The organism is Micromonospora sp. WMMD1076, assembly GCF_029581475.1.
GTDB classification, from domain to species: Bacteria; Actinomycetota; Actinomycetes; order Mycobacteriales; family Micromonosporaceae; genus Micromonospora; species Micromonospora aurantiaca.
In genome coordinates, this window is sequence record NZ_CP120862.1 from 5527723 (window position 1) to 5548894 (window position 21172).

Annotated in this window: 24 protein-coding genes; 5 read left to right on the forward strand and 19 right to left on the reverse strand. The window is 74.6% G+C overall.

The annotated features are described in order from the left end of the window. Positions 1 to 39: 39 nt before the first annotated feature. Positions 40 to 990, forward strand: a complete 951-nt coding sequence (locus O7622_RS24815; RefSeq protein ID WP_282310578.1) for a terpene synthase — start codon at positions 40 to 42, stop codon at positions 988 to 990. Between the two features lie 138 nt (positions 991 to 1128). Next, positions 1129 to 2955: a long-chain fatty acid--CoA ligase gene (locus tag O7622_RS24820; RefSeq protein WP_282310579.1), complete on the forward strand. Its 1827-nt coding sequence runs from the start codon at positions 1129 to 1131 to the stop codon at positions 2953 to 2955. A gap of 63 nt (positions 2956 to 3018) precedes the next feature. Here the strand turns inward: O7622_RS24820 and O7622_RS24825 are convergent, their stop codons facing one another. Both O7622_RS24825 and O7622_RS24830 read right to left on the reverse strand, forming a co-directional pair. Continuing rightward, complete coding sequence (locus tag O7622_RS24825) at positions 3019 to 4290, reverse strand: low temperature requirement protein A (protein WP_282314217.1); 1272 nt, start codon at positions 4288 to 4290, stop codon at positions 3019 to 3021. Between the two features lie 111 nt (positions 4291 to 4401). Then, entirely contained in the window at positions 4402 to 5853 is a 1452-nt protein-coding gene (locus O7622_RS24830) for a PLP-dependent aminotransferase family protein (protein WP_282310580.1), read from the reverse strand. A 59-nt stretch (positions 5854 to 5912) separates the two neighbouring features. On the opposite strand from O7622_RS24830, the gene O7622_RS24835 reads away from it, so the two are divergent. Next, entirely contained in the window at positions 5913 to 6548 is a 636-nt protein-coding gene (locus O7622_RS24835; protein WP_282310581.1) for a hypothetical protein, read from the forward strand. Between the two features lie 116 nt (positions 6549 to 6664). After that, positions 6665 to 7126 (forward strand): hypothetical protein, encoded by a 462-nt coding sequence (locus tag O7622_RS24840; protein WP_013287572.1) that lies wholly within the window; start codon positions 6665 to 6667, stop codon positions 7124 to 7126. 8 nt (positions 7127 to 7134) lie between these two features. Here the strand turns inward: O7622_RS24840 and hisF are convergent, their stop codons facing one another. From hisF to hisD, 12 genes are all read right to left on the reverse strand, one after another. Beyond that, a complete protein-coding gene (gene hisF / locus O7622_RS24845; protein WP_282310582.1) occupies positions 7135 to 7902 on the reverse strand; it encodes an imidazole glycerol phosphate synthase subunit HisF in 768 nt (255 codons plus the stop codon). A gap of 86 nt (positions 7903 to 7988) precedes the next feature. After that, a complete protein-coding gene (locus O7622_RS24850) occupies positions 7989 to 8996 on the reverse strand; it encodes an NADP-dependent oxidoreductase (RefSeq protein ID WP_282310583.1) in 1008 nt (335 codons plus the stop codon). 164 nt (positions 8997 to 9160) lie between these two features. After that, the gene (locus O7622_RS24855) at positions 9161 to 9586 is read right to left on the reverse strand and encodes an organic hydroperoxide resistance protein (RefSeq protein ID WP_282310584.1); all 426 of its coding nucleotides are present in this window, start codon (positions 9584 to 9586) and stop codon (positions 9161 to 9163) included. Between the two features lies 1 nt (position 9587). Further along, complete coding sequence (locus tag O7622_RS24860) at positions 9588 to 10034, reverse strand: MarR family transcriptional regulator (protein ID WP_282310585.1); 447 nt, start codon at positions 10032 to 10034, stop codon at positions 9588 to 9590. 82 nt (positions 10035 to 10116) lie between these two features. After that, positions 10117 to 10533 carry a RidA family protein gene (locus O7622_RS24865; protein ID WP_282310586.1) on the reverse strand — a complete coding sequence of 139 codons (417 nt, stop codon included), beginning with the start codon at positions 10531 to 10533 and terminating at the stop codon, positions 10117 to 10119. Further along, entirely contained in the window at positions 10530 to 11258 is a 729-nt protein-coding gene (priA, locus tag O7622_RS24870) for a bifunctional 1-(5-phosphoribosyl)-5-((5-phosphoribosylamino)methylideneamino)imidazole-4-carboxamide isomerase/phosphoribosylanthranilate isomerase PriA (protein WP_282310587.1), read from the reverse strand. Before priA ends, O7622_RS24865 begins: the two co-directional genes overlap by 4 nt. Before the next feature lie 19 nt (positions 11259 to 11277). Further along, positions 11278 to 11598 (reverse strand): hypothetical protein, encoded by a 321-nt coding sequence (locus tag O7622_RS24875; protein WP_216928255.1) that lies wholly within the window; start codon positions 11596 to 11598, stop codon positions 11278 to 11280. Positions 11599 to 11617: 19 nt separating this feature from the next. Beyond that, the gene (gene hisH, locus O7622_RS24880) at positions 11618 to 12238 is read right to left on the reverse strand and encodes an imidazole glycerol phosphate synthase subunit HisH (RefSeq protein ID WP_282310588.1); all 621 of its coding nucleotides are present in this window, start codon (positions 12236 to 12238) and stop codon (positions 11618 to 11620) included. Further along, a complete protein-coding gene (locus O7622_RS24885) occupies positions 12238 to 12405 on the reverse strand; it encodes a hypothetical protein (RefSeq protein ID WP_200905264.1) in 168 nt (55 codons plus the stop codon). The genes hisH and O7622_RS24885 overlap by 1 nt, the downstream gene beginning before the upstream one ends. After that, entirely contained in the window at positions 12405 to 13016 is a 612-nt protein-coding gene (gene hisB / locus O7622_RS24890; RefSeq protein WP_013287582.1) for an imidazoleglycerol-phosphate dehydratase HisB, read from the reverse strand. The genes O7622_RS24885 and hisB overlap by 1 nt, the downstream gene beginning before the upstream one ends. Further along, positions 13013 to 14086, reverse strand: a complete 1074-nt coding sequence (locus O7622_RS24895; protein WP_282310589.1) for a histidinol-phosphate transaminase — start codon at positions 14084 to 14086, stop codon at positions 13013 to 13015. The genes hisB and O7622_RS24895 overlap by 4 nt, the downstream gene beginning before the upstream one ends. Next, positions 14083 to 15408: a histidinol dehydrogenase gene (gene hisD, locus O7622_RS24900; protein ID WP_282310590.1), complete on the reverse strand. Its 1326-nt coding sequence runs from the start codon at positions 15406 to 15408 to the stop codon at positions 14083 to 14085. The genes O7622_RS24895 and hisD overlap by 4 nt, the downstream gene beginning before the upstream one ends. 108 nt (positions 15409 to 15516) lie before the next feature. On the opposite strand from hisD, the gene O7622_RS24905 reads away from it, so the two are divergent. Beyond that, positions 15517 to 16221, forward strand: a complete 705-nt coding sequence (locus O7622_RS24905; protein WP_282310591.1) for an LON peptidase substrate-binding domain-containing protein — start codon at positions 15517 to 15519, stop codon at positions 16219 to 16221. Here O7622_RS24905 and O7622_RS24910 read toward each other — a convergent pair. The 5 genes from O7622_RS24910 to lspA form a co-directional block, all read right to left on the reverse strand. Beyond that, the gene (locus O7622_RS24910; RefSeq protein WP_282310592.1) at positions 16187 to 17002 is read right to left on the reverse strand and encodes a DUF2567 domain-containing protein; all 816 of its coding nucleotides are present in this window, start codon (positions 17000 to 17002) and stop codon (positions 16187 to 16189) included. The two genes, O7622_RS24905 and O7622_RS24910, sit on opposite strands and share 35 nt — an antisense overlap. Before the next feature lie 48 nt (positions 17003 to 17050). Continuing rightward, positions 17051 to 18592, reverse strand: a complete 1542-nt coding sequence (locus O7622_RS24915; protein ID WP_282310593.1) for an ATPase — start codon at positions 18590 to 18592, stop codon at positions 17051 to 17053. A gap of 140 nt (positions 18593 to 18732) precedes the next feature. Next, positions 18733 to 19578 (reverse strand): hypothetical protein, encoded by an 846-nt coding sequence (locus O7622_RS24920; RefSeq protein WP_282310594.1) that lies wholly within the window; start codon positions 19576 to 19578, stop codon positions 18733 to 18735. 1 nt (position 19579) lies between these two features. Then, entirely contained in the window at positions 19580 to 20524 is a 945-nt protein-coding gene (locus tag O7622_RS24925) for an RluA family pseudouridine synthase (protein WP_013287589.1), read from the reverse strand. Further along, on the reverse strand, positions 20521 to 21123 hold the full coding sequence (gene lspA / locus O7622_RS24930; protein ID WP_282310595.1) for a signal peptidase II: 603 nt from the start codon (positions 21121 to 21123) through the stop codon (positions 20521 to 20523). The genes O7622_RS24925 and lspA overlap by 4 nt, the downstream gene beginning before the upstream one ends. Positions 21124 to 21172 lie beyond the last annotated feature (49 nt).

A 21172-nucleotide genomic window follows, 5' to 3' on the forward strand; every position in this document is an offset into this window, starting at 1 on the left:
CACCGGCCCGACCCCGCGGGCGGCGGACAGGGGACGACGATGCGCGACTTCGCCCTCTCGGCACTGCACGAGCCGCCCTTTCCCTCCCGGCGTCACCCCGCCGTCGACCAGGTGGCCGCGGAGAGCGCGGCCTGGGTACGCGACCTCGGCCTGGTGGAGGACCAGGCGGGGCGCCGGCGGCTGGCCGGGGCGCACGCCGCGGAGTTGGCCGCCCGCGCCTGCCCCGAGGCGTCGCCGTCCGGACTACGGCTGCTCACCGACCTGATCAACTGGCTGTTCGTGGTGGACGACGCCTGCGACGACGACGGGCTCGGCGCGACGCCCACGCTGCTGGCGCCCACGCTGGCCGCCCTGCTGGCGGCGCTCGACCGGCACGGCGACCCGGAGGCGCCCGCACCGGCCGACGGCGGGCCGATCGCCCTGGCGCTGCACGACCTGTGCCGACGGGTCCGCGACCGGGGCCGGCCGGCCCACCTGCTACGCCTGGTCAGCCAGTTGCGGGAGTACCTGCTGGCGCTGCTCTGGGAGGCCGCCAACCGGGAGCGCCGGCGGGTGCCGGGGGTGGCCGAGTACACGCAGATGCGCCGCCACACCGGCGGGGTACGCCCCAGTTTCACGGTGACCGACCTGGCCCGCCCGTCCGCGCCCCGCGCCGACCAGCGGGTCGCGCCGGCGCTCACCGCGCTGGACGCCCTCGCCACCGATCTGGTCTGCTGGTGCAACGACCTGTTCTCCTACGGCAAGGAGCGGGGCGCCACCCCGGAGGCGCACAACCTGGTCACCACGATCGCGGGCGAGACCGGGCAGGACGAGTCGGCGGCGCTGTACGCGGCGGCGGACCGGTTCAACACGGCCCTCGCCACGTACGCGGAGCGGGACGCGGCGCTGAGCGCCGTGGCCGACGAGGGGATGCGGGCGTTCCTGGACACCCGCCGGGACTGGATCCGGGCCACCTACGACTGGTCCCGCGCGGCCAGCCGGTACACCTGACCGGTTCCAGCAGGCGGGACCGCCGACGACTCGGCCGATCGGGGCTAGCCGCTGGCCGGGTGCACGCAATACCCTTCGGTAACCGCAGACCGGCGTGACCCCCGTCACGTCCCTCCACCCCTGAAGGCGGCTACAGCGATGGCTCTCGATGTACCGTACCGTTCCGTACCGGACATGTTCCTCAAGCGTGTGGCGGACTCCCCCGACCGGCACGCCTTCGCCCACCCCGCCCCCGACGACTCGGGCCCGGTCTGGCTGACGTGGGAGCAGGTCGGGCAGCGCGCCAAGGCGATCGCCGCCGGGTTGCACGGGCTCGGTGTCGGCCTGGAGGACCCGGTCGCGATCCTGGCCAACACGCGCCTGGACTGGGTGCTCGCCGACTTCGGCATCATGTGCGCCGGTGGTGCCACCACCACCGTCTACCCCACCACCGAGCCCGAGGACGCGGTCTACATCATCGCCGACTCCGGCTCGAAGGTGCTGTTCGCGGAGAACCAGGCCCAGGCGGCGAAGATCGCCGGGGCGGCCCTGCCCGCGCTGACCCACGTGGTGCTCTTCGACGGCACGCCCGACCCGGCGGCGGCCGTCCCGCAGCTCACCCTGGCCGAGCTGGAGGAGCGCGGCGCCGCCGCGCTGAGCGCCGAGCCGGACCTGATCGACATGCTCGTCGCCGGCATCGGCCCGGACCACCTGGCCACGCTGATCTACACCTCGGGCACCACCGGCCGCCCGAAGGGCGTGGAGCTGCTGCACGGCGGCTGGTGCTGGGAGGGCGTGGCGCAGGCCGAGCTGGGCCTGCTGCGCGTCGACGACCTGCAATACCTGTGGCTGCCGCTGTCGCACTCGTTCGGCAAGACGCTGCTCTGCGGCGCCACCCACGTCGGCCTGCCCACGTACGTCGACGGCCGGGTGGACAAGCTCGTCGACCTGCTCGGCGTGGTGCAGCCGACGCTCATGTGCGGCGCGCCCCGGGTCTTCGAGAAGGTCTACAACAAGGCGGTCACCACCGCGCAGGGCGCTGGCGGCGCCAAGGCCAAGATCTTCGCCTGGGGCGTCGGGGTCGGCAAGGAGAAGGTGGCGCTGGAGCAGGCCGGCAAGCCGGTCCCGGCCGGGCTGCGAATGAAGTACACGCTGGCCGAGAAGCTCGTGTTCAGCAAACTCCAGGCCCGGCTCGGCGGCCGGATGCGGGTGCTGGTCTCCGGCGCGGCGCCGCTGAGCAAGGAGATCGCCACCTTCTTCGCCGCCGCCAACCTGCCCATCTCCGAGGGCTACGGCCTGACCGAGACCAGCGCGGGCGCGTTCGTGAACCCGCCCGACGGGCTGAAGATCGGCAGCGTGGGCCGGGCCATGGGCGACCTGGAGTGCCGGATCGACACCGACGGCGAGGTCCTGCTGCGCGGCAGGCCGGTCATGCGCGGCTACCACAACCTGCCCGAGGAGACCGCCGCCGCGTTCACCGAGGACGGCTTCTTCCGCACCGGTGACATCGGCACGCTCGACGCCGACGGCTACCTGCGCATCACCGACCGGAAGAAGGACCTGGTCAAGACGTCCGGCGGCAAGTACGTCGCGCCGTCGCACATCGAGGGCATGTTCAAGGCGGTGTGCCCGTACACCTCGCAGGCCGTGGTGATCGGGCAGGCGCGCAACTACTGCACCATGCTCGTCACGCTGGACCCGGACGCGATCACGGGCTGGGCCGCGGGCACCCCGCTGGAGGGCAGCGACTACACCACGATCGTCACCTCGCCGCAGGCGCGGGAGATGGTCGAGGGGTACGTGGCCGAGCTGAACGCCAAGCTCAACCGCTGGGAGACGATCAAGAAGGTGACGGTCCTCCCCCGCGACCTCACCATCTCCGACGGCGAGGTCACGCCGTCGCTGAAGATCAGGCGCCGCAGCGTGGAGACGAACTTCGCCTCCGAGATCGACAAGATGTACGAGGGCACGCTCGCCGAGCTGTAGCCCGCGCCGCCACGCGGTCGCACCGGCCGTGCCCCACCGTCCCGGGGCACGGCCGCACGCCGTTCAGAGGTGCCCCCGCCGCCACCGGCTCTGCTCGGCCTCGGCGGCGATCTGCTCGTCCAGCGCGAGCCGGCGTACCCGGCGCCGGACGCCGTCCTCGCGGCGCGTCTCCCAGGCGACGCCGGCACCGGCGATCACCGCGAGCACACCGAGCGCGATGAGCTCGGGGATGCGGAAGACGAACGGGCCGACCACAGCCAGCGCCACCACCGTGAGCAGCAGCGGCCGGTGCACCTCGCGCAGCGCGAGCCACCAGCACCCGGCGAGGCCGAGCAGGTACAACCCCACCCCGCCGAACAGGATCGCGCCCCAGAAGTCGCCCAGCGGCAGCCCCCAGGTGGGCGTGGCCGGGTCGGCGGCCTCGGCCAGCAGGTCCTTGAGGCCGAGCGCGTAGAGGATGATCCCGGCGACCATCGGCAGGTGCATGAACGTGTACACGTCACGCGTCATCCGGACCCGGGCGGTCTCGTCCCGGGCGTGGTGCAGCGCCTGTTCGAGCGCGAAGGCGAGCGTGTCGAAGTACGCCCACCACAGCGCCGCGACGACCACGATGCCGAGCAGCGCCGACACCGCCACCGGCCCGGTGAGCGGCAGCCCGCGCTTCGGGCCGAACCCGAGCGCGATGATCGACTCGCCGAGCGCGACCAGCACGATCAGCGCGTGCCGTTCGGCCCAGTGCCCGGCCGAGACCACCACCCACCACTGGCGGGCGAGCGTCACCCCGCCGACGTACTCGACGAGCAGCGCCAGCGTCCAGAGCGCCAGTTGCAGCGGGATCGCGAACCGCTCCTGCGGCAGCCGCGTCGGCACGGTTCCGGCGATGACCAGCAGCACCGTGGCGGCGGCCGGGAACGCGGCGCGCAGCAGCAGCCGGCGGCGCCGGACCGGGTCGGCGCGGTCCACCCAGCCGAAGACCGTGAGCTGGGCCATCCGGATCACGAAGTAGCAACCGGCGAAGACCAGCGGGCCGGGCAGCCCGCCGGGCAGATCCTTGAACGCGCTGGGCTCGCTGAGCACCAGCATGAACGTCGCCGCCACCGTGACGAAGCCGATCAGCGGCAGCACGCCCTGGTCGGCGCGGAAGAAGTTGCCCATCCGGGCAAAGCCGGTCCACGACCACCAGAGCAGCGCCAGCACCAGCAGGAAGCGGTAGAGGTTGGCCGGCGTGAGCTCCGAGGCGGTGAGCGTGGTGACGTTCAGGAACGCGAAGACGAAGACCAGGTCGTAGAACAGCTCCAGCCGGGTGGTGCGGGAGCCCGGGGCGGCGGACCGCACGATCCACGACCGCCGGACACCCCTCCCGTTCCCCACCCGGGCAGTCTGCGGGCACCGCCCGTCCCGCAGCCGCCGTTCGGCCCGTTCACCACCGGAACGGGCCCCGCCCGCTCAGGCGATGACGCTCGGCTCCCGCCACTGCGGCCGGCTGGTGCGGTCCAGGTCGTAGCGGACCGCCGCGAGACGCCCGACCGCCTCCACCAGCTCGTCGGCGGGCAGCGTGAAGGGCAGCCGCAGGAACCGTTCCAGCGTCCCGTCCAGGCCGAACCGGGGTCCGGGTGCCAGCCGTACGCCGACCTCCTCGGCCGCGCGGGCCAGCGCGCTGGAGATCGGGCCGTCCAGCTCGGCCCAGAGCGTGACGCCGCCGCTCGGTACGCGTACCCGCCAGTCGGGCAGCCGGTCGGCGAGCGCCGCGACCAGGGCGTCCCGCTGGGCGACGAGCTGGGCCCGGCGGGCGGCCACGATGGCCGGTGCCTCGGCGAGCAGGTGCACGGCGACGAGCTGGTCGAGGACCGGGCTGGCCATGTCCACCCCGACCCGGGCCGCGGCCAGCCGCTGCACCTGGGGCGCGGAGGCGCGGACCCAGCCGATCCGCAGCCCGCCCCAGTAGGGCTTGCTCATGCCGCCGATGCTGATCACCCGGGAGTGCCTGTCGAAGACGGCCACCGGCGGCGGCAGCGTGGTGTCGTCCAGCGGCAGGTCGACGAAGGACTCGTCGACCACCAGGTCGGTGCCGGCCGCGTGGGCCGTGCCGACCAGCCGCTCGCGCAGGTCGGCGGCCATCAGGTGGCCGGTCGGGTTCTGGAACTCGGGGATCACGTACGCGAGCTTCGGCCGGGTCTGCCGGAGGCTGCCGAGCAGAAGTTCGGCGTCCCAGCCCTCGTCGGACAGGCCGTGCGTGGCGATCCGGGCCCGCCGGGCGGACAGCGCGGCCAGCGCGTTGGGGTAGGTGGGCGACTCGACGAGCACGGCGCCCCCGGGCGACAGGGCCAGCCGCAGCACCAGGTCCAGCGCGTGCTGGGTGCCGCTGGTGACCATGATCTGCTCGGGGCTGGTGGGCAGACCGCGTTCGGTGTAGGCGCGGGCCACCGCCTCGCGCAGCTCGATGATGCCGGTCGGGTGGTAGCCGGCGCCGCCGAGGTAGCGGGGCAGGTCCTCGGCCGCGGCGCGGGCGGCGGGGACGAGCTGCGGGGGCGCGGACAGCGCGGCCACGCCGAGGTCGATCATGTCGCGGTCGTCGAGCGGCGTCCACAGCCCGGTGCTGGCCACCCGGTGCCCGCCGGGCAGCATGGTCCAGCTCCCCGCGCCCCGGCGGCTGGCCAGGTGGCCGCTCTCCCGCAGTTCCCGGTACGCGGCGGTGACGGTGGTCCGGCTGATCCGCAGCGCCTCGGCCAGCTCCCGCTCGGCCGGCAGGCGTACCCCGAGAGGCAGCCGCCCGTCGGCGAGCAACCCGCGGACGGCGCCGGCGAGCGCGGCGTAGTCGGGGCTGCGCCGGCGGCCCGGAAGGGCGTGCCACTGGCCGAGGAGTCGCGCCAATTGGACGCCGCGAACCTGGCTGGTCATGGCCACACCTCCGAAATTGGCACCCTTGAGAGCCGTGATTGGCCCCTAGGGTGGCACGCATGGCACAGCTTGGCAATCTCCGGCACCGGCCGGTGCGGCGGCTCACCCAGCTCTACGCCGGGCTGGTCCTCTACGGCGTGAGCATGGCGCTGATGATCCGGTCGGAGCTGGGACTGGACCCGTGGGACGTGTTCCACCAGGGGCTCGCCCGGCAGACCGGGCTGTCCTTCGGCACCGTCACCATCGCCGTCGGAGCCGTCGTGCTGCTGCTCTGGATCCCGCTGCGGCAGCGGCCCGGCCTCGGCACGGTCAGCAACGTCGTGGTGATCGGACTGGTCGTCGACGCCACCCTGACCGTGCTGCCGCCCGGGGAGGGCATGCCGGCACGCGTCGCGCTGCTCGTCGCCGGGATCGTCGCCAACGGCGCCGCCACCGGCCTCTACCTCGGCGCCGGGCTCGGCCCCGGCCCGCGCGACGGGCTGATGACCGGCTTCGTCGCCCGCCACCCCCGCTTCTCGGTCCGGCTGGTCCGCACCGTCATCGAGATCACCGTGCTGGCGCTCGGCTGGCTGCTCGGCGGCACCGTCGGTCTCGGCACGGTGGCGTACGCGCTCACCATCGGCCCGCTGGCCCAGTTCTTCATCCCGGTCTTCGCGCTGCCCGCACGGCCGGCGGCCGGTGCGTACGCTACGTGACCGCAGCCGGGCCGGCCGCCACGGCCCGGTACGAACCGCAACGCGCTGAGCTGCGACGACGCACAACCCGGAAACCAGGTGTTTCCTCCGCCGTCGCGGCCGGGCATCATTCCTGCATGGGGGAGAACGGATGGCGTTGGAGCGACGCCTGGATCTTCGTCGCGTTGGTCATCGCCAGTGGCGCCGGCCGGCACCGGCGGGCCGCCGCGACACGCCGCCCCGAAGGCGTACGGCTGGCCGACGTCCTCTCCACAGCCGACCATCTCAACCAGGCCATCCCGGAACGGCACGAGGTGGAGGGTGCGGTCCGGCGGCTCGTCGGCGCGGGCCTGGTCAGCGTCGCCGACGGCTGGTTCCGGGTCACCCCGGACGGTGAGCGGCTCTGGCGCACCCGGCCCAGCGCCGGTCTCGGCACCACAGTGGACACGGTGCAGGGCGTGCTGACCCGGCGGCACCCGCCCGCCGAGTCCGAGTGGCACCTCGACGAGGACGACCACGCCGCCGCCGTGCAGGAGTACGTGGTCCGGTCGATCCCGATGCCGCGCCGCTCGCCCGAGGGGCACTCCGGCCGGCAGTGACGGCCGCCTCAGCGCACCGGGTGGCCCGCGCCGCGCAGCGCGTCCTTGACCTCGCCGACGGTGAGTTCCCCGAAGTGGAAGACGCTCGCCGCGAGCACCGCGTCCGCCCCGGCGCCGACGGCCGGCGGGAAGTGGGCCACCTCGCCCGCGCCGCCGCTGGCGATCACCGGCACGTCGACCACCTCGCGGACCGCCTGGATCAGCGGCAGGTCGAACCCGGCCTTGGTGCCGTCGGCGTCCATCGAGTTGAGCAGGATCTCGCCCGCGCCCAGCCCGGCGCCGCGCGCCGCCCACTCGACCGCGTCCAGCCCGGTGCCCCGCCGGCCGCCGTGCGTGGTCACCTCGAAACCGCTCGGCGTCGTGCCGTCCGGTGCGCGGCGCACGTCCAGCGAGAGCACCAGGACCTGCCGGCCGAACCGGTCGGCGATCTCGGCGATCAGCTCCGGCCGGGCGATGGCCGCGGTGTTCACGCCGACCTTGTCCGCACCGGCGCGCAGCAGCGTGTCGACGTCGGCGACCCGGCGGACACCGCCGCCCACGGTCAGCGGGATGAAGACCGACTCGGCTGTGCGCCGCACCACGTCGAGCATGGTGCCCCGGTCGCCGGACGACGCGGTGACGTCGAGGAAGGTCAGCTCGTCCGCACCGGCCCGGTCGTACGCCGCCGCCAGCTCCACCGGGTCGCCGGCGTCGCGCAGGTCGAGGAAGTTGACCCCCTTGACCACGCGCCCGGCGTCCACGTCCAGACACGGGATGACCCGTACCGCCACCGTCATCCCCCGAGCCTAACGAACGCGCGGGCGGTGGTGACCCGCCGGTGAGGCCGGTCACCACCGCCCGCTGTGGAGTGCGTTCGCGCCGGTCAGAGACGGACCAGCATCTTGCCGAGGTTCTCGCCGCGCAGCAGGCCGAGGAACGCTTCGGGGGCCTGTTCGATGCCGTCGACGATCGTCTCGTCGTACGACAGCCGGCCCTCCCGCAGCCAGCCCGCCACCTCCTGCACGAACTGCTCCCGCAGGTGGCCGTGGTCACCGACGAGGAAGCCGCGCAGCGTCAGCCGCTTGCCGATCACCAGCGCCAGGTTGCGCGGCGCGGCGGGCGGCTCGGTGGCGTTGTACTGCGCGATCATGCCGCAGACGGCGGCCCGGCCGTGCAGGTTCATCGCCCCGATCGCGGCCTCCAGGTGGTCGCCGCCGACGTTGTCGAAGTACACGTCGACGCCGTCCGGGGCGGCGGCCTTGAGCTGCTTGTGCACCGGGCCGTCGTGGTAGTCGAAGGCGGCGTCGAAGCCGAGCGCGGTGAGTCGTTCCACCTTCGCCGCGGACCCGGCGCTGCCGATCACCCGGCCGGCGCCGCGCAGCTTCGCGATCTGCCCGACCATGCTGCCCACCGCGCCGGCCGCGCCGGAGACGAACACGGTCTCCCCCGGCTTCATCGCCGCCACGTCGAGCAGCCCGGCGTACGCCGTCAGCCCGGTCATGCCGAGCACGCCCAGGTACGCGGTGACCGGCGCGAGGCCGGGATCGACCTTGCGCACACCCTTGGCGTCCACCAGCGCGTACTCGCGCCAGCCGAGCCCGTGCAGCACCGTGTCGCCGGGCTTGACGCCACTGGCCTCGCCGGCCACCACCTCACCGATCGCGCCGCCGTCCAGCGGGGCGTCGAGCGCGAACGGCGGCACGTACGACTCGACGTCGTTCATCCGCCCGCGCATGTACGGGTCGACGGACATGAACCGGTTGCGGACCACGACCTGTCCCGGGCCCGGCGTCGGCACCTCGGTGGTGACCAGCCGGAAGTTCTCCGGCGTCGGCCAGCCGTCCGGCCGGGACGCCAGGTGGATCTCCCTGTTGACGCTCGCCTCGCTCACTAGACCTCCCGGGTTCGCACTGCGGGGCTCCGCTGCGCTGCACTCCTCATGCTCACAGAACCTCCTCGGTTCGCACTGCGGGGCTCCGCTGCGCTGCACTCCTCGTGCTCACAGAACCTCCCCGGCTCGCACTGCGGGGCTCCGCTGCGCTGCACTCCTCGTGCTCACAGGGCCCCGCGGACCGTGCGCGTCACCTCGACGTTGCCACGGGTCGCGTTGGAGTAGGGGCACACCTGGTGGGCCGCGTCGACGAGCTGCTCGGCGGCCGCGCGCTCGACAGCGGGCAGGTCCACCACGAGCGTCACGGCGAGGCCGTAACCGCCGCTGCCGTTCGGGCCGATGCCCACCTCGGCCTCGACGACCGAGCCGGCGACGTCCGCCTTGGCCTGGCGGGCCACCACGCGCAGCGCGGAGTGGAAGCAGGCCGCGTAGCCGGCCGCGAAGAGCTGCTCCGGGTTGGCCGCGCCGCCGGCGCCACCCATCTCCTTCGGTACGGCGAGGTCCAGCTCGACCGTGCCGTCGGAGGTCCGGACGTGACCGTCGCGGCCGTCGCCGGTGGCGCGGGCGGAGGCGGTGTAGAGCACCTGCATGTCACTGCTCCTTCTGTCGGTGGATCGTCTCGGTGACCCGGGTGAGGATGCCGTGGAGGAAGACCAGCTCGGCCTCGGAGAGTCCGGTGGCGGTGGCCACCCGGCGCGGCACGTCACCCATCCGCTCCCGCAGCGCCCGGCCCCGGTCGGTGAGGCCCACCTCGACCCGGCGCTCGTCCGCCGCCGATCGGGTACGCACCACCAGACCGGCCGCCTCCAGCCGCTTGAGCAGCGGGGAGAGTGTGCCGGAGTCGAGCCGGAGCGCAGCGCCGAGCTCGGAGACCGTGGGGGCGTCGTCGTCGTGCTCCCAGAGCACCAGCAGCACCAGGTACTGCGGGTAGGTCAGCCCGTGCTCGTCGAGGATGGGCCGGTAGACGTCGGTCAGGCCGCGCGACGCCGCGTAGAGCGCGAAGCACACCTGCCGGCTCAGTACCAGATCATCGGTCACGTCCAGAACGCTAGCGCGCAATTAAGTTGTGCACAACTCATCGAGGCGCGGAGCGGTGCGGCGCCGGTCACCCCGGCGGCGGTCAGCGCTCCGGGAGGTACGCCTCCAGCTCGACCTCGACCAGGAGATCCGGGTCGATCAGCCCGGCCACCACCACCATCGTCGCCACCGGCCGCACCGGGCCGAACACCGCGTTGTGCGCCCGGCCCACCTCGTCGGCGTAGATCCGGTCCGTCACGTACATCCGGGTCCGCACCACGTCCCCCGGCCCGGCACCGACCTCGGCCAGCGCGTCCAGGCCGATCCGGATCGCCTGCGCGGTCTGCGCCGCTGCGTCACCGGCGTGCGCGACCCGGCCATCGACAGTGGACGTACAGCCGGCCGTGATCGCCAGTGAACCGGCCCGGACCACCCGCGAGTAGCCGTACAGCGCCTCCCACGGGCCGCCCGAGCCGAGCCGGGTCACCACCCCGGCGTCGGCGGACGGCTCGGCCGTCACGCGCCGGCCCGCAGCGTCGCCAGCGCCTCGGCGACGGTGAACGCGCCCGCGTAGAGCGCCTTGCCGGCGATCACGCCCTCCACGCCCACCGGCTCCAGCGTGGCCAGCGCCCGCAGGTCGTCCAGCGTGGACACACCGCCGGAGGCGATCACCGGGGCGCCGGTGCGGGCGCACACCTCGCGCAGCAGGTCCAGGTTGGGCCCGCGCATGGTGCCGTCCTTGGTGATGTCGGTGACCACGTACCGCGCCGCGCCCGCGGCGTCGAGCCGGGCCAGCACCTCGTAGAGGTCACCGCCGTCGCGGGTCCAGCCGCGCGCCGACAGGGTACGGCCGCGCACGTCCAGCCCGATCGCCACCCGGTCGCCGTACTCGCCGCAGATCCGGTCGCACCACTGCGGGTCCTCCAGCGCGGCGGTGCCGATGTTGACCCGGGCCGCCCCCGTGCCGAGCGCCGCCCGCAGCGACTCGTCGTCACGGATGCCGCCGGACAGCTCCACCCGCACGTCCAGCTTGCCGACCACCTCGGCGAGCAGCGCGGCGTTGGAGCCCCGCCCGAACGCGGCGTCCAGGTCGACCAGGTGGATCCACTCCGCGCCGTCGGACTGCCAGGCCAGAGCCGCGTCCAGCGGGTCGCCGTACGCGGTCTCGCTACCGGCGGCGCCCTGCACGAGCCGGACGGCCTGGCCGTCGGCGACGTCCACGGCGGGCAACAGGGTGAGGCTCAACGCTTCTCTCCTCGGATCCTCAACGACGGTCCAGCGCGATCACCACGATCGCGGGCAGGACCAGCAACAACAACACGACCAGCACCAGCCGCAGCGCGAGGTCGTCCACCAGACTCCAGATGGCCACCACCGCCACCGCGGTGAGCACCAGGATCGTCGCCCGCTCACGGCGGGTGTGCCGGCGCAGCCGGCCGGTACGGCCGCGACGCGGCGACGGCGTCAGCCGGCGTACCAGGGAACGACGCCGTTCCCGGCGCGCCACCCGGCGGGCGCGGACGGCGCGCGCCCGCTCCTGCTCGGCCTCGCGCTCCGCGCGGCGGCGGGCCCGCTCCTTGCTCACGCGGACGCCCGCGGGCCGGTCACAGCGTGCCGAGCCAGTTGCGCAGCAGCGCGGCACCGGCGTCGGCGGACTTCTCCGGGTGGAACTGCGTGGCCGAGAGCGGCCCCCGCTCCACCGCCGCGACGAAGTCCGCGCCGTGGTGCGCGGTGGTCACCGTGGCGCCCGCCTCGGCCGGCGCCGCCGGGTCGGTCACCCCGTAGGAGTGGACGAAGTAGAACCGGGTGCCCTCGGGCAGCCCGGCGAACAGCGTCGAGCCGGCCGGCGGGCGCACGGTGTTCCAGCCCATGTGCGGCAGCCGCCGCGCGGGCAGCCGGGTCACCCCGCCGGGCAGCAGCCCGAGCCCCTTGGTGACCACGCCGTGCTCCTCGCCGTGCCCGAAGAGGATCTGCATGCCGACGCAGATGCCCAGCACCGGCCGTCCGGCGGCGACCCGGTCGGCGATGACCGGCCCGGCGCCCAGCGCCTCGATCCCGGCCATGCACGCGGCGAACGCGCCCACGCCCGGCACCACCAGGCCGTCGGCCGACGCGGCGGCGGCCAGGTCGTCGGTGACTGTCACGTCGGCGCCGGCCCGCGCCACCGCGCGCTCGGCCGAGCGCAGGTTGCCCGAGCCGTAGTCGAGCACCACCACCCGTGCCATCAGCTCTCCCCCGGCAGCAGCCAGAGCACCCCGGCGACGGTCGCCAGCAGGGCCAGCAGGCCGGTGATCACCACAGCGGCGCGGGGGGCGCCCTGCTTGAGCAGCGACCACGTCCCGCCGACCAGCAGGCCGGCCAGGATCAGCAGAAGAGTGGGCAGCACCTTCATTAGAGGGCACCCTTCGTCGACGGCACCACACCGGCGTTACGCGGATCGATCGCGGTGGCCTCGCGCAGCGCGCGGGAGACGGCCTTGAACTGCGCCTCGACCACGTGGTGCGCGTCCGGGTGGCCGCCGGGACGGGCCGCGCGCAGCACGTCCACGTGCAGCGTGATCCGGGCCGACTGGCCGAACGACTCCCAGATGTGCCGGGTCATGCTCGTCGGGTAGACCGGCCCGATGTACGGGGCCAGCGCCGGCTCGTCGTGCACCACGTACGGACGGCCGGACAGGTCCACCGCGGCCCGGACCAGCACCTCGTCCATCGGGACCGTCGCCGAGCCGTACCGCCGGATGCCGGCCTTGTCACCCAGCGCCCGGTCGAACGCGGCGCCCAGCGCGAGCGCCGTGTCCTCCATCGTGTGATGCGCGTCGATCTCCAGGTCGCCGACTGTGTGCACGGTCAGGTCGAAGCCGCCGTGCCGGGCGATCTGGTTGAGCATGTGGTCGTAGAAGCCGACGCCGGTCTCGATGTCGGCCTTGCCGGTGCCGTCGAGGTCGATCTCGACGAGCACCTTCGTCTCGTTGGTGACCCGCTCGATCCGGGCGATCCGGCTCATGAAACTGTCTCCATCGCGGTGAGGAAGGCGTCGGTCTCGGTCGGGGTTCCGGCGGTGACGCGCAGCCAGCCGGGCAGGCCGACGTCGCGCACCAGCACACCGGCATCGAGCAGGGTACGCCAGGCCAGCGCCTGGTCCCCCTCGACGGCGAACAGCACGAAGTTGGCGTCGCTGTCGGCCACCCGGTGGCCCCGGGCGCGCAGCTCGGCGACGATCCGGTCCCGCTGCTCCATGATCGCGGCCACGGTGCCGAGCAGGGCGTCCCGGTGCACCAGCGCCGCCCGGGCCGCGGCCTGGGTGAGCGCGGAGAGGTGGTAAGGCAGCCGGACCAGCTGCACCGCGTCCACCACCGCCGGGTCGGCGGCCAGGTAGCCGAGCCGGCCGCCGGCGAACCCGAACGCCTTGCTCATGGTGCGGGTCACCACCAGCCGCGGGTGGCCTGGCAGCACCGCCAGCGCGCTCACCGTGCCGGGCCGGGCGAACTCGGCGTACGCCTCGTCCACGACCACCATGCCGGGCGCCTCGTCCAGCACGGCGGCGACCACCGCCGGGTCGAGCGCGGTGCCTGTCGGATTGTTCGGCGAGCAGAGGAACACCACGTCCGGCCGGTGCTCGCGGACCTGGGCCGCCGCCTCGCCGGCGGTGAGCCCGAAGTCCTCGCCGCGCCGGGCGGGCACCCACCGGGTGCCGGTGCCGAGCGCCAGCAGCGGGTGCATCGAGTACGCCGGGGCGAAGCCGAGCGCGGTGCGCCCGGGACCGCCGAACGCCTGGAGCAGCTGCTGCTGGATCTCGTTGGAGCCGTTCGCCGCCCACACGTGGTCGGCGGTGAGCCCGTGCCCCAGGTAGGCGGCCAGGTCGGCGCGCAGCGCCACCGCGTCCCGGTCCGGGTAGCGGTTGAGGTCGCGCAGCTCGGCGGCGACCGCCTTGCCGATCGCCTCCACCACCGGCTCGGGCACCGGGTAGGAGTTCTCGTTGGTGTTCAGCCGCACCGGCACGTCGAGTTGCGGCGCCCCGTACGGCGTCCGCCCGCGCAGGTCGTCGCGGATCGGCAGGTCGTCGAGCGTGGTCACGACGCGCCGCCCCCGGGGAACCGGACGCTGACCGCCTGGCCGTGCGCCGGCAGGTCCTCCACCGTCGCCAGCGTGACCACGTGCGGCGCCACGTCGCGCAGCGCGTCCCGCGTGTATTCGACCAGGTGCACGCCGCGCAGGAAGGACTGCACGGACAGGCCGGAGGAGTGCCGGGCGCAGCCGCCGGTGGGCAGCACGTGGTTGGAGCCCGCGCAGTAGTCGCCGAGCGACACCGGCGACCAGGCGCCCACGAACACCGCCCCGGCGTTGCGCACCCGCAGCGCCCAGTCGCGGGCGTCCTCGGTCTGGATCTCCAGATGCTCGGCCGCGTACGCGTCGACCACCCGCAGCCCCGCCTCCAGGTCGTCGACCAGGACCACGCCGCTCTGCTCGCCGCGCAGCGCGGTGCCGATCCGCTCGGCGTGCTTGGCCGCCGGCGCCTGCCGGGCCAGCTCCGAGTCGACCGCGTCGGCCAGCGCCGTGGACGGGGTGACAAGCACGCTCGCGGCGAGCGGGTCGTGCTCGGCCTGGCTGATCAGATCGGCTGCGACGTGCGCCGGGTCGGCGGTGTCGTCGGCCAGGATCGCGATCTCGGTCGGGCCGGCCTCGGCGTCGATGCCGACCACGCCGCGCAGCAGCCGCTTCGCGGCGGTGACCCAGATGTTGCCCGGACCGGTGATCATGTCGACCGGCTCGCAGCGCTCGTCCCCGGCCGGGTCGACGCCCGCGCCGTACGCGAGCATGGCGACCGCCTGGGCGCCGCCGACCGCGTACACCTCGTCCACGCCGAGCAGCGCGCAGGCCGCGAGGACCCGGCGGTCCGGCAGCCCGTCCTCGTCCTTCTGCGGCGGGCTCACCACCACCAGGGAGCGCACCCCGGCCGCCTGGGCCGGGACCACGTTCATCACCACCGTCGACGGGTACATGGCCAGGCCGCCGGGCACGTAGAGACCGACCCGGTCGACCGGCACCCACCGCTCGGTCACCGTGCCGCCGGGCACCACCGTCGTGGTGTGGTCGGTACGGCGCTGGTCGGCGTGTACCTTGCGGGCCCGGGTGATCGACTCCAGCAGCGCGGCGCGTACCTGCGGGTCCAGCTCGCCCTCGGCGGCGCGGATCGTCTCGACCGGCACCCGCAGCCGCTCCGGGGAGACGCCGTCGAACCGTTCGCTCGCCTCCCGGATCGCCTGGTACCCATGGTCCCGGACCGCCTCCACGAGCGGGCGGATCCGCTCGACCGCCACGGAGACGTCGAGCTGGGCACGGGGCAGCAGGCGGCGCGGGTCACGGGCCCCGCCACGCAGGTCGATCCGATTCAGCACGCCTGCGAGTCTAGGCCGCCGCCGGTGTCACCGGCCGGGGCCGCCCGCACGCCGGGACGGTGAGCCGGGACACGCGCGGGCGGGCGCGTTGGCGATACGCTCGATCACGTGAGCGCACGGCTGCCGGTGTTCCCGCTCGGGACCGTCCTCTTCCCCGGGCTGGTCCTTCCGCTGCACATCTTCGAGGAGCGTTACAAGGCGCTGGTGCGTCACCTCGTGGGGCTGCCCGAGGGCGCGCCGCGCGAGTTCGGCGTGGTGGCGATCCAGGCCGGCTGGGAGGTCGCGCCGGCCGGGCCGCCGGGGCGTTCCGGGCCGGCCGGCGGTGAGGTCACGCTGCACGAGGTCGGCTGCACCGCCGAGCTGCGGCAGGTCACCGAGCTGGCCGACGGAGGCTTCGACATCGTCACAGTGGGGCGGCGGCGGTTCCGGGTCGCCGACGTCGACGACTCCGCCGAGCCCTACCTGACCGCCGAGGTGGAGTGGCTGCCGGAGCCGGACGGCCCGGACGAGGTCGCCGACCTGCTGGCGGCCCGGGTGATCTCGGTGTTCCGGCACTATCTGGGCCTGATCCGGCCGGACCAGCAGGAGATCACCGAGCAGCTGCCGGAGGATCCGACGGTCCTGTCGCACCTGGTGGCCGCGACCGCCGCGCTGACCGTCGCCGACCGGCAGCGGCTGCTCGCCGTCGACGACACCGCCGGCCGGCTGCGCGCCGAGCTGCGCCTGCTCAACCGGGAGACGGCGTTGCTGCGGCAGGTGCGGGCGGTGCCGGTGCCGCTCAGCGAGCTGGCTGGTCCCCCGGCGCCGAACTGAACCCGGGCGGGGGCGGCCAGGCCGCGTCGGGCTCCGGCTCCGGCCGCAGCGACGGCCACCGCGACCAGCCGGCCAGCAGCGTGTACGTGACCGCCGCGCCGAACGCGGCGAGCAGCAGGTTCCCGTGCGGCACCGGCAGCGGACCGTACCAGTCGACGCCGCCGGCGCGCAGGTCGACGGGCTTGGTGAAGGCGGTGCCCGGCGGCGCGGTCTCCACCAGCCGCTGGAACGTCGACAGCCCGATCCGGCGGCCGACCTGCCAGGCCGCCACTGCCGCGCCGAGACCGCCGAGCGTCACCGCGAGCAGCCCGGCCGGGCCGCGCCGGCGGCGCAGCAGCACCCACAGGGCGATCGCGGCGAGCACGCCGAAGCCGAGCGTCAGGAGGCTGAACCAGCCGTCCGCGGCGATCGGCTGCTCCGGCTGCGTGGTCGCGTAGACAGCGCCCGCGGGGGTCTGTCGTACCGGGGTGGCGGGCGCCGCCCACGCCCACAGCAGCCCCAGCGGCACGCCGAGCGCGGTGAGCAGCGCGACCACGCCGAGCGCGGTGAGCAGCGGGCGGCCGGACCGGGTGGTCCCGGCGCCTGGTAGCTCCGCCACCACGCCGGGGTGCCCCGCCAGCGGGTCGGCGCCGGGCGCGGTGACCGGCGTGCCGGCGGGTACCGGCAGGCCACCGGGCCAGCCGGGCGGCTGCTCGCGCTCGGGCCACGCGTCGCCGGTACGCGCGTCGGTGCCGTCGGTGCGCTCGCGCGCCCGCTCGGGCTCAGGGGTGTCCGGACTCACCCGTTGATCCTCTCAGGCCCGGGCACGGCGCGGGGCGGTGGTCGGCGCTCAGCGCGCGAACGGTTCCAGCATCACCGCTGCCGCCTTGAGCCAGGCGTCGCGGGTCTCGGCCTGGAGCTGGTGGTACTCGATCGAGGAGCCGGTCTCCAGCGCCGGGTCGTAGGGCACCACGGCGACCGCCCGGGTCCGGGTGGCGAAGTGCCGTTCCAGGTCGTCCTGCAACGAGGTACGCCCCGGCGTCGGGCAGGAGATCAGCGTGACCGCGTTGTCGGCCAGCTCGCCCATGCCCACCTCGTGCAGCAGGTCGAGCATCCAGTCCGCGCTGAACGCCGCGTCCTCGCGCGGCACGGTGGTCACCACGAGCTGGTCGGCGGCCTGCATGACGGTGCGCCAGTTCGGGCTCTCCACGTTGTTGCCGGTGTCCACGCAGACCACCTCGTGGGTGCGGCGCAGCAGCTCCAGCACCCGCTTGACGGTGAACTGGTCGAGCCGCTGGGCGAAGCGCGGGCTCTCCTCGCCGGCCAGCACGTCGTACGAGCCGTCGGAGGCATGCCGCAGGTAGTCGTCGAGGTGCGACAGCAGCGTGTTGCCCTCAAGGATCTCGATCTGCGCCAGGTCGTGGATCAGGTGGCGGATGGTGCGGGCGTGCCGGGCGCTGCCGGCCCGCAGACCGAGCGTGCCGCGCAGCTCGTTGTCGTCCCAGGCGAGCACGCCGCGCCCGCGGACGCTGCCCACAGTCGCGGCGGCGAGCACTGTGGCTGTGGTCTTGTGCACCCCGCCCTTGGGGTTGGCGAAGGCGAGCACCCGCGGGGTGCCCAGCTCGCGGCGCAGCACGCCGGTGGCCCGTTCCAGTTCCGGGTCCGGCTCCGGGGCGCGCCACTGCACCTGGGCCGCGTCGACCCGGCCGGATCGGCCCTCCAGCGGGCGGCGGGGCGCGGGCACCACCGGCTCCGGGGCGGGCGGCGTGTCCGGCCGGTAGCGGCCCCGGTGGAGCAGCGCGTAGCGGGACTCGGGCGGCGGCGGCGCGGGCCGGTAGCCGCCGTCGAGAAGGGAGTACCGGGACTCGGCCGGCGTCTCGGCCCGGCCGCGCGGCTCCGGACGGGCCGGGCCGGGACGCCAGGACGGCTCCGGGCGCGGCTCGGCGGTGAACGGCTGCTCGGGGCGCGGGTCGGGCGCGACCGACGGGTCGGCGCGCCGGGCCGGGTCGGGCGGGTAGGGCTGCCCGGCGCGCCAGGACGGCTCGGGGTCGCTGCGGTACGCCGGTTCGGCCTGGTAGGCCGGCTCGCCGTCGTGCCGGGGGTCGGCGCGGAAGGCCGGGTCGACCCGGAACGTGGCCTCGGCCCGGTAAGCGGGCTCGGCGCCGTACGACCCGTCGGGGGCGCGGCCGACGGCGGTGGCGCGGCCGGTCCACCCGGTGCCCGCGCCACGGCGGGGCAGCGGGTCGGGCGGCGGCGCCGGTTGCTCCTCGACGTGCCGGTCGGCGTCGGCGTGCTCCGCGCCGCGACCGCCGAGCCGGGCCCGGTCGAGCAGCGCCCGCCACCGCGGTGCCGGCTCGCCCTGCCGACCCCAGCCGGTCTCGCTGCCGTCCAAGGATTCGCCCTCCCCCAGCCCATCGATCTCCGCCTGACAGGCTACGAACGAAACCCTATTCGGACCACTCCCCGCGCCGCACATCGCCCGGTGGCCCGCCGCACCGTGGGATCGGCCCGGTCGCCGTGTGCCCCGATGTCTCAGGAGGTGGGAGCGGGATTGGGTGCCCGGGAGCCGGCGACGGACCCGGGGGCGGTGGGTGAAGGTCCGCTCACCGTCCGTGCGGCTTCCGACGAATCGCCCATTCCGCCTGCCTCCGCCGACCCGGTGTCGGCCGGCGGCCGGACCACGTCGCGCTGCTCGGGAAGCGGCGGGGTGAACACGGTCCGATCCGGACGTGTCACCTCCGGCGCCGGGTCCACCACCAGTACGCCCGGACGACCGGCGAGCGCGCGCAGGGCGTCCGGCCGGGCACTGACGACCGCGGCGTAGACGCAGGCGCAGCCCGTCCGGTACGCCTCCGCCTCGCGGGCGGCGACCTCGGCGCCGCTGTCGTACACCCGGCGCAGTTCCGGATCGGCGGTGGCGGCGGCGCGGGACCGGTAGTCCGCGACCTCCCGGTCCTTGCGCGTCGCGACGCCGGCCATCCCGGCCACCACGTCCCGGGGCAGGGTCAGCGCCGCGATCCGGACGATCTCGGTCTGCCGGCCGGGCAGCGGCACCCGTGCCACCACCGCCGAGACCCGCGTGCCGTCCAGCGCGGCGGCCGCCCGCGCCGGGGTCAGGTAGCCGTCGAACGAGACGAGCGCGTAGCCGTCGGGCGCGTCGAGGCGGGCCAGTTCGTCCCCGGCGGCGCGCAGGTACGCCGGGATGCTCACGCCGTCGGTCACACCGACCCGGGTCACCTCGCCCACGGTGCGGTCGCTCACCGGGCGGTCCCGCCGCTGCGCCACCGCCACCACGAGCACCACCAGCGCGCAGGCCAGCGCGACCCAGGTCAGCGCGGCGGACCGGGACCGGCGAGGCGGCGCGGCGTCGTCGCTCACGTCAGTCGCGCAGGATCTCCAGCGCCCGGGCCAGGTCGTCCGGGTACTCGCTGACGAAGGTCACCTCGTCGCCGGTGCCCGGGTGCGCGAAGCTCAGCGAGCGGGCGTGCAGCCACTGCCGGGACAGCCCCAGCCGGGCCGACAGCGTCGGGTCCGCGCCGTAGGTCAGGTCGCCCACACAGGGGTGCCGCATGCTGGAGAAGTGCACCCGGATCTGGTGCGTACGCCCGGTCTCCAGCCGCACGTCGAGCAGGCTGGCGGCGGGGAACGCCTCGAGCGTGTCGTAGTGGGTGATGCTCGGCTTGCCGCCGGAGACCACGGCCCAGCGGTAGTCGTGGTGCGGGTGCCTGTCGATCGGCGCGTCGATGGTGCCGCGCAGCGGGTCCGGGTGGCCCTGCACCACGGCGTGGTAGCGCTTCTCCACCTCGCGGTACTTGAAGGCCCGCTTCAGCGCGGTGTACGCGCGCTCGCTCTTGGCCACCGCCATGATCCCGGTGGTGCCCACGTCGAGCCGGTGCACCACGCCCTGCCGCTCGGCGGCGCCGCTGGTGGAGATCCGGTGGCCGATGCCGGCCAGCCCGCCGATCACCGTGGGGCCGGTCCAGCCCGGGCTCGGGTGCGCCGCCACCCCGACCGGCTTGTCGACCACCACGATGTCGTCGTCGGCGTACACCACTGTCAGGCCGGGCACGGCCTGCGGCACCACGGCGGGCGGCGCGGCCGGCGCGGGCAGCGTGACCTCCAGCCACGAACCCGCCTTGACCTTGTACGAGTTGGGCCGGGCCACGCCGTCGACGAGCGCGTCGCCCGCGTCGATCAGGCCGGCAGCGGCGGTACGGGAGAGCCCGAGCAGGCGGGACACGGCCTGGTCCAGGCGCATGCCGTCCAGGCCGTCCGGTACGGGCAGGGAACGGGTGTCGCCGCCGGCGGCGAACGCGGAGGTCACGCGCTCTCCCGCTGCTCGGCCGGGGCGGCGTCGTCGCGCTTCTCGTCGCGCAGCCGGGAGCCGTCGCGCTGCCGGCCGGTCAGCTCCAGGAAGACCGCGAGCACCACGCCGCACACCAGTGAGCTGTCGGCCAGGTTGAACACCGGCCAGACCTGGCCGTACGGGTCGAAGAGGCTGATCATGTCGACCACATGGCCGACGAAGTGTCCGGGCGCACGGAAGATCCGGTCGATCAGATTGCCGAGCGCGCCGCCCAGCACCAGGCCCAGCGACACCGCCCACGGCAGCGAGCGCAGCCGCAGCGCCATCCACGTGATCCACCCGATCACCACGAACGTGATGATCGGGAAGACCCAGGTGTGGTCGGAGCCGATGCTCCAGGCCGCGCCGCTGTTGCGGGTGAGGCTGAGGTAGACCGCACCGCCGAGCAGCGACACCGGCTCCCGGCCGGTCAGCTCGGCGAGCGCGAGCTGCTTCGTGCCGAGATCCGCCAGCAGCGAGAACAGGGACACGCCGAGCAGGAGGCCGACGGCCTTGCGGCGGGGCGTGCCGGCGCCCGACTCGGTGGTGCCGGCCCCGGCGGGCGGTGCTGCGGTCATCTGCTCCCCATCGACGCTTGCGACGGCGTGGTCACCGTCTGCCGTACGG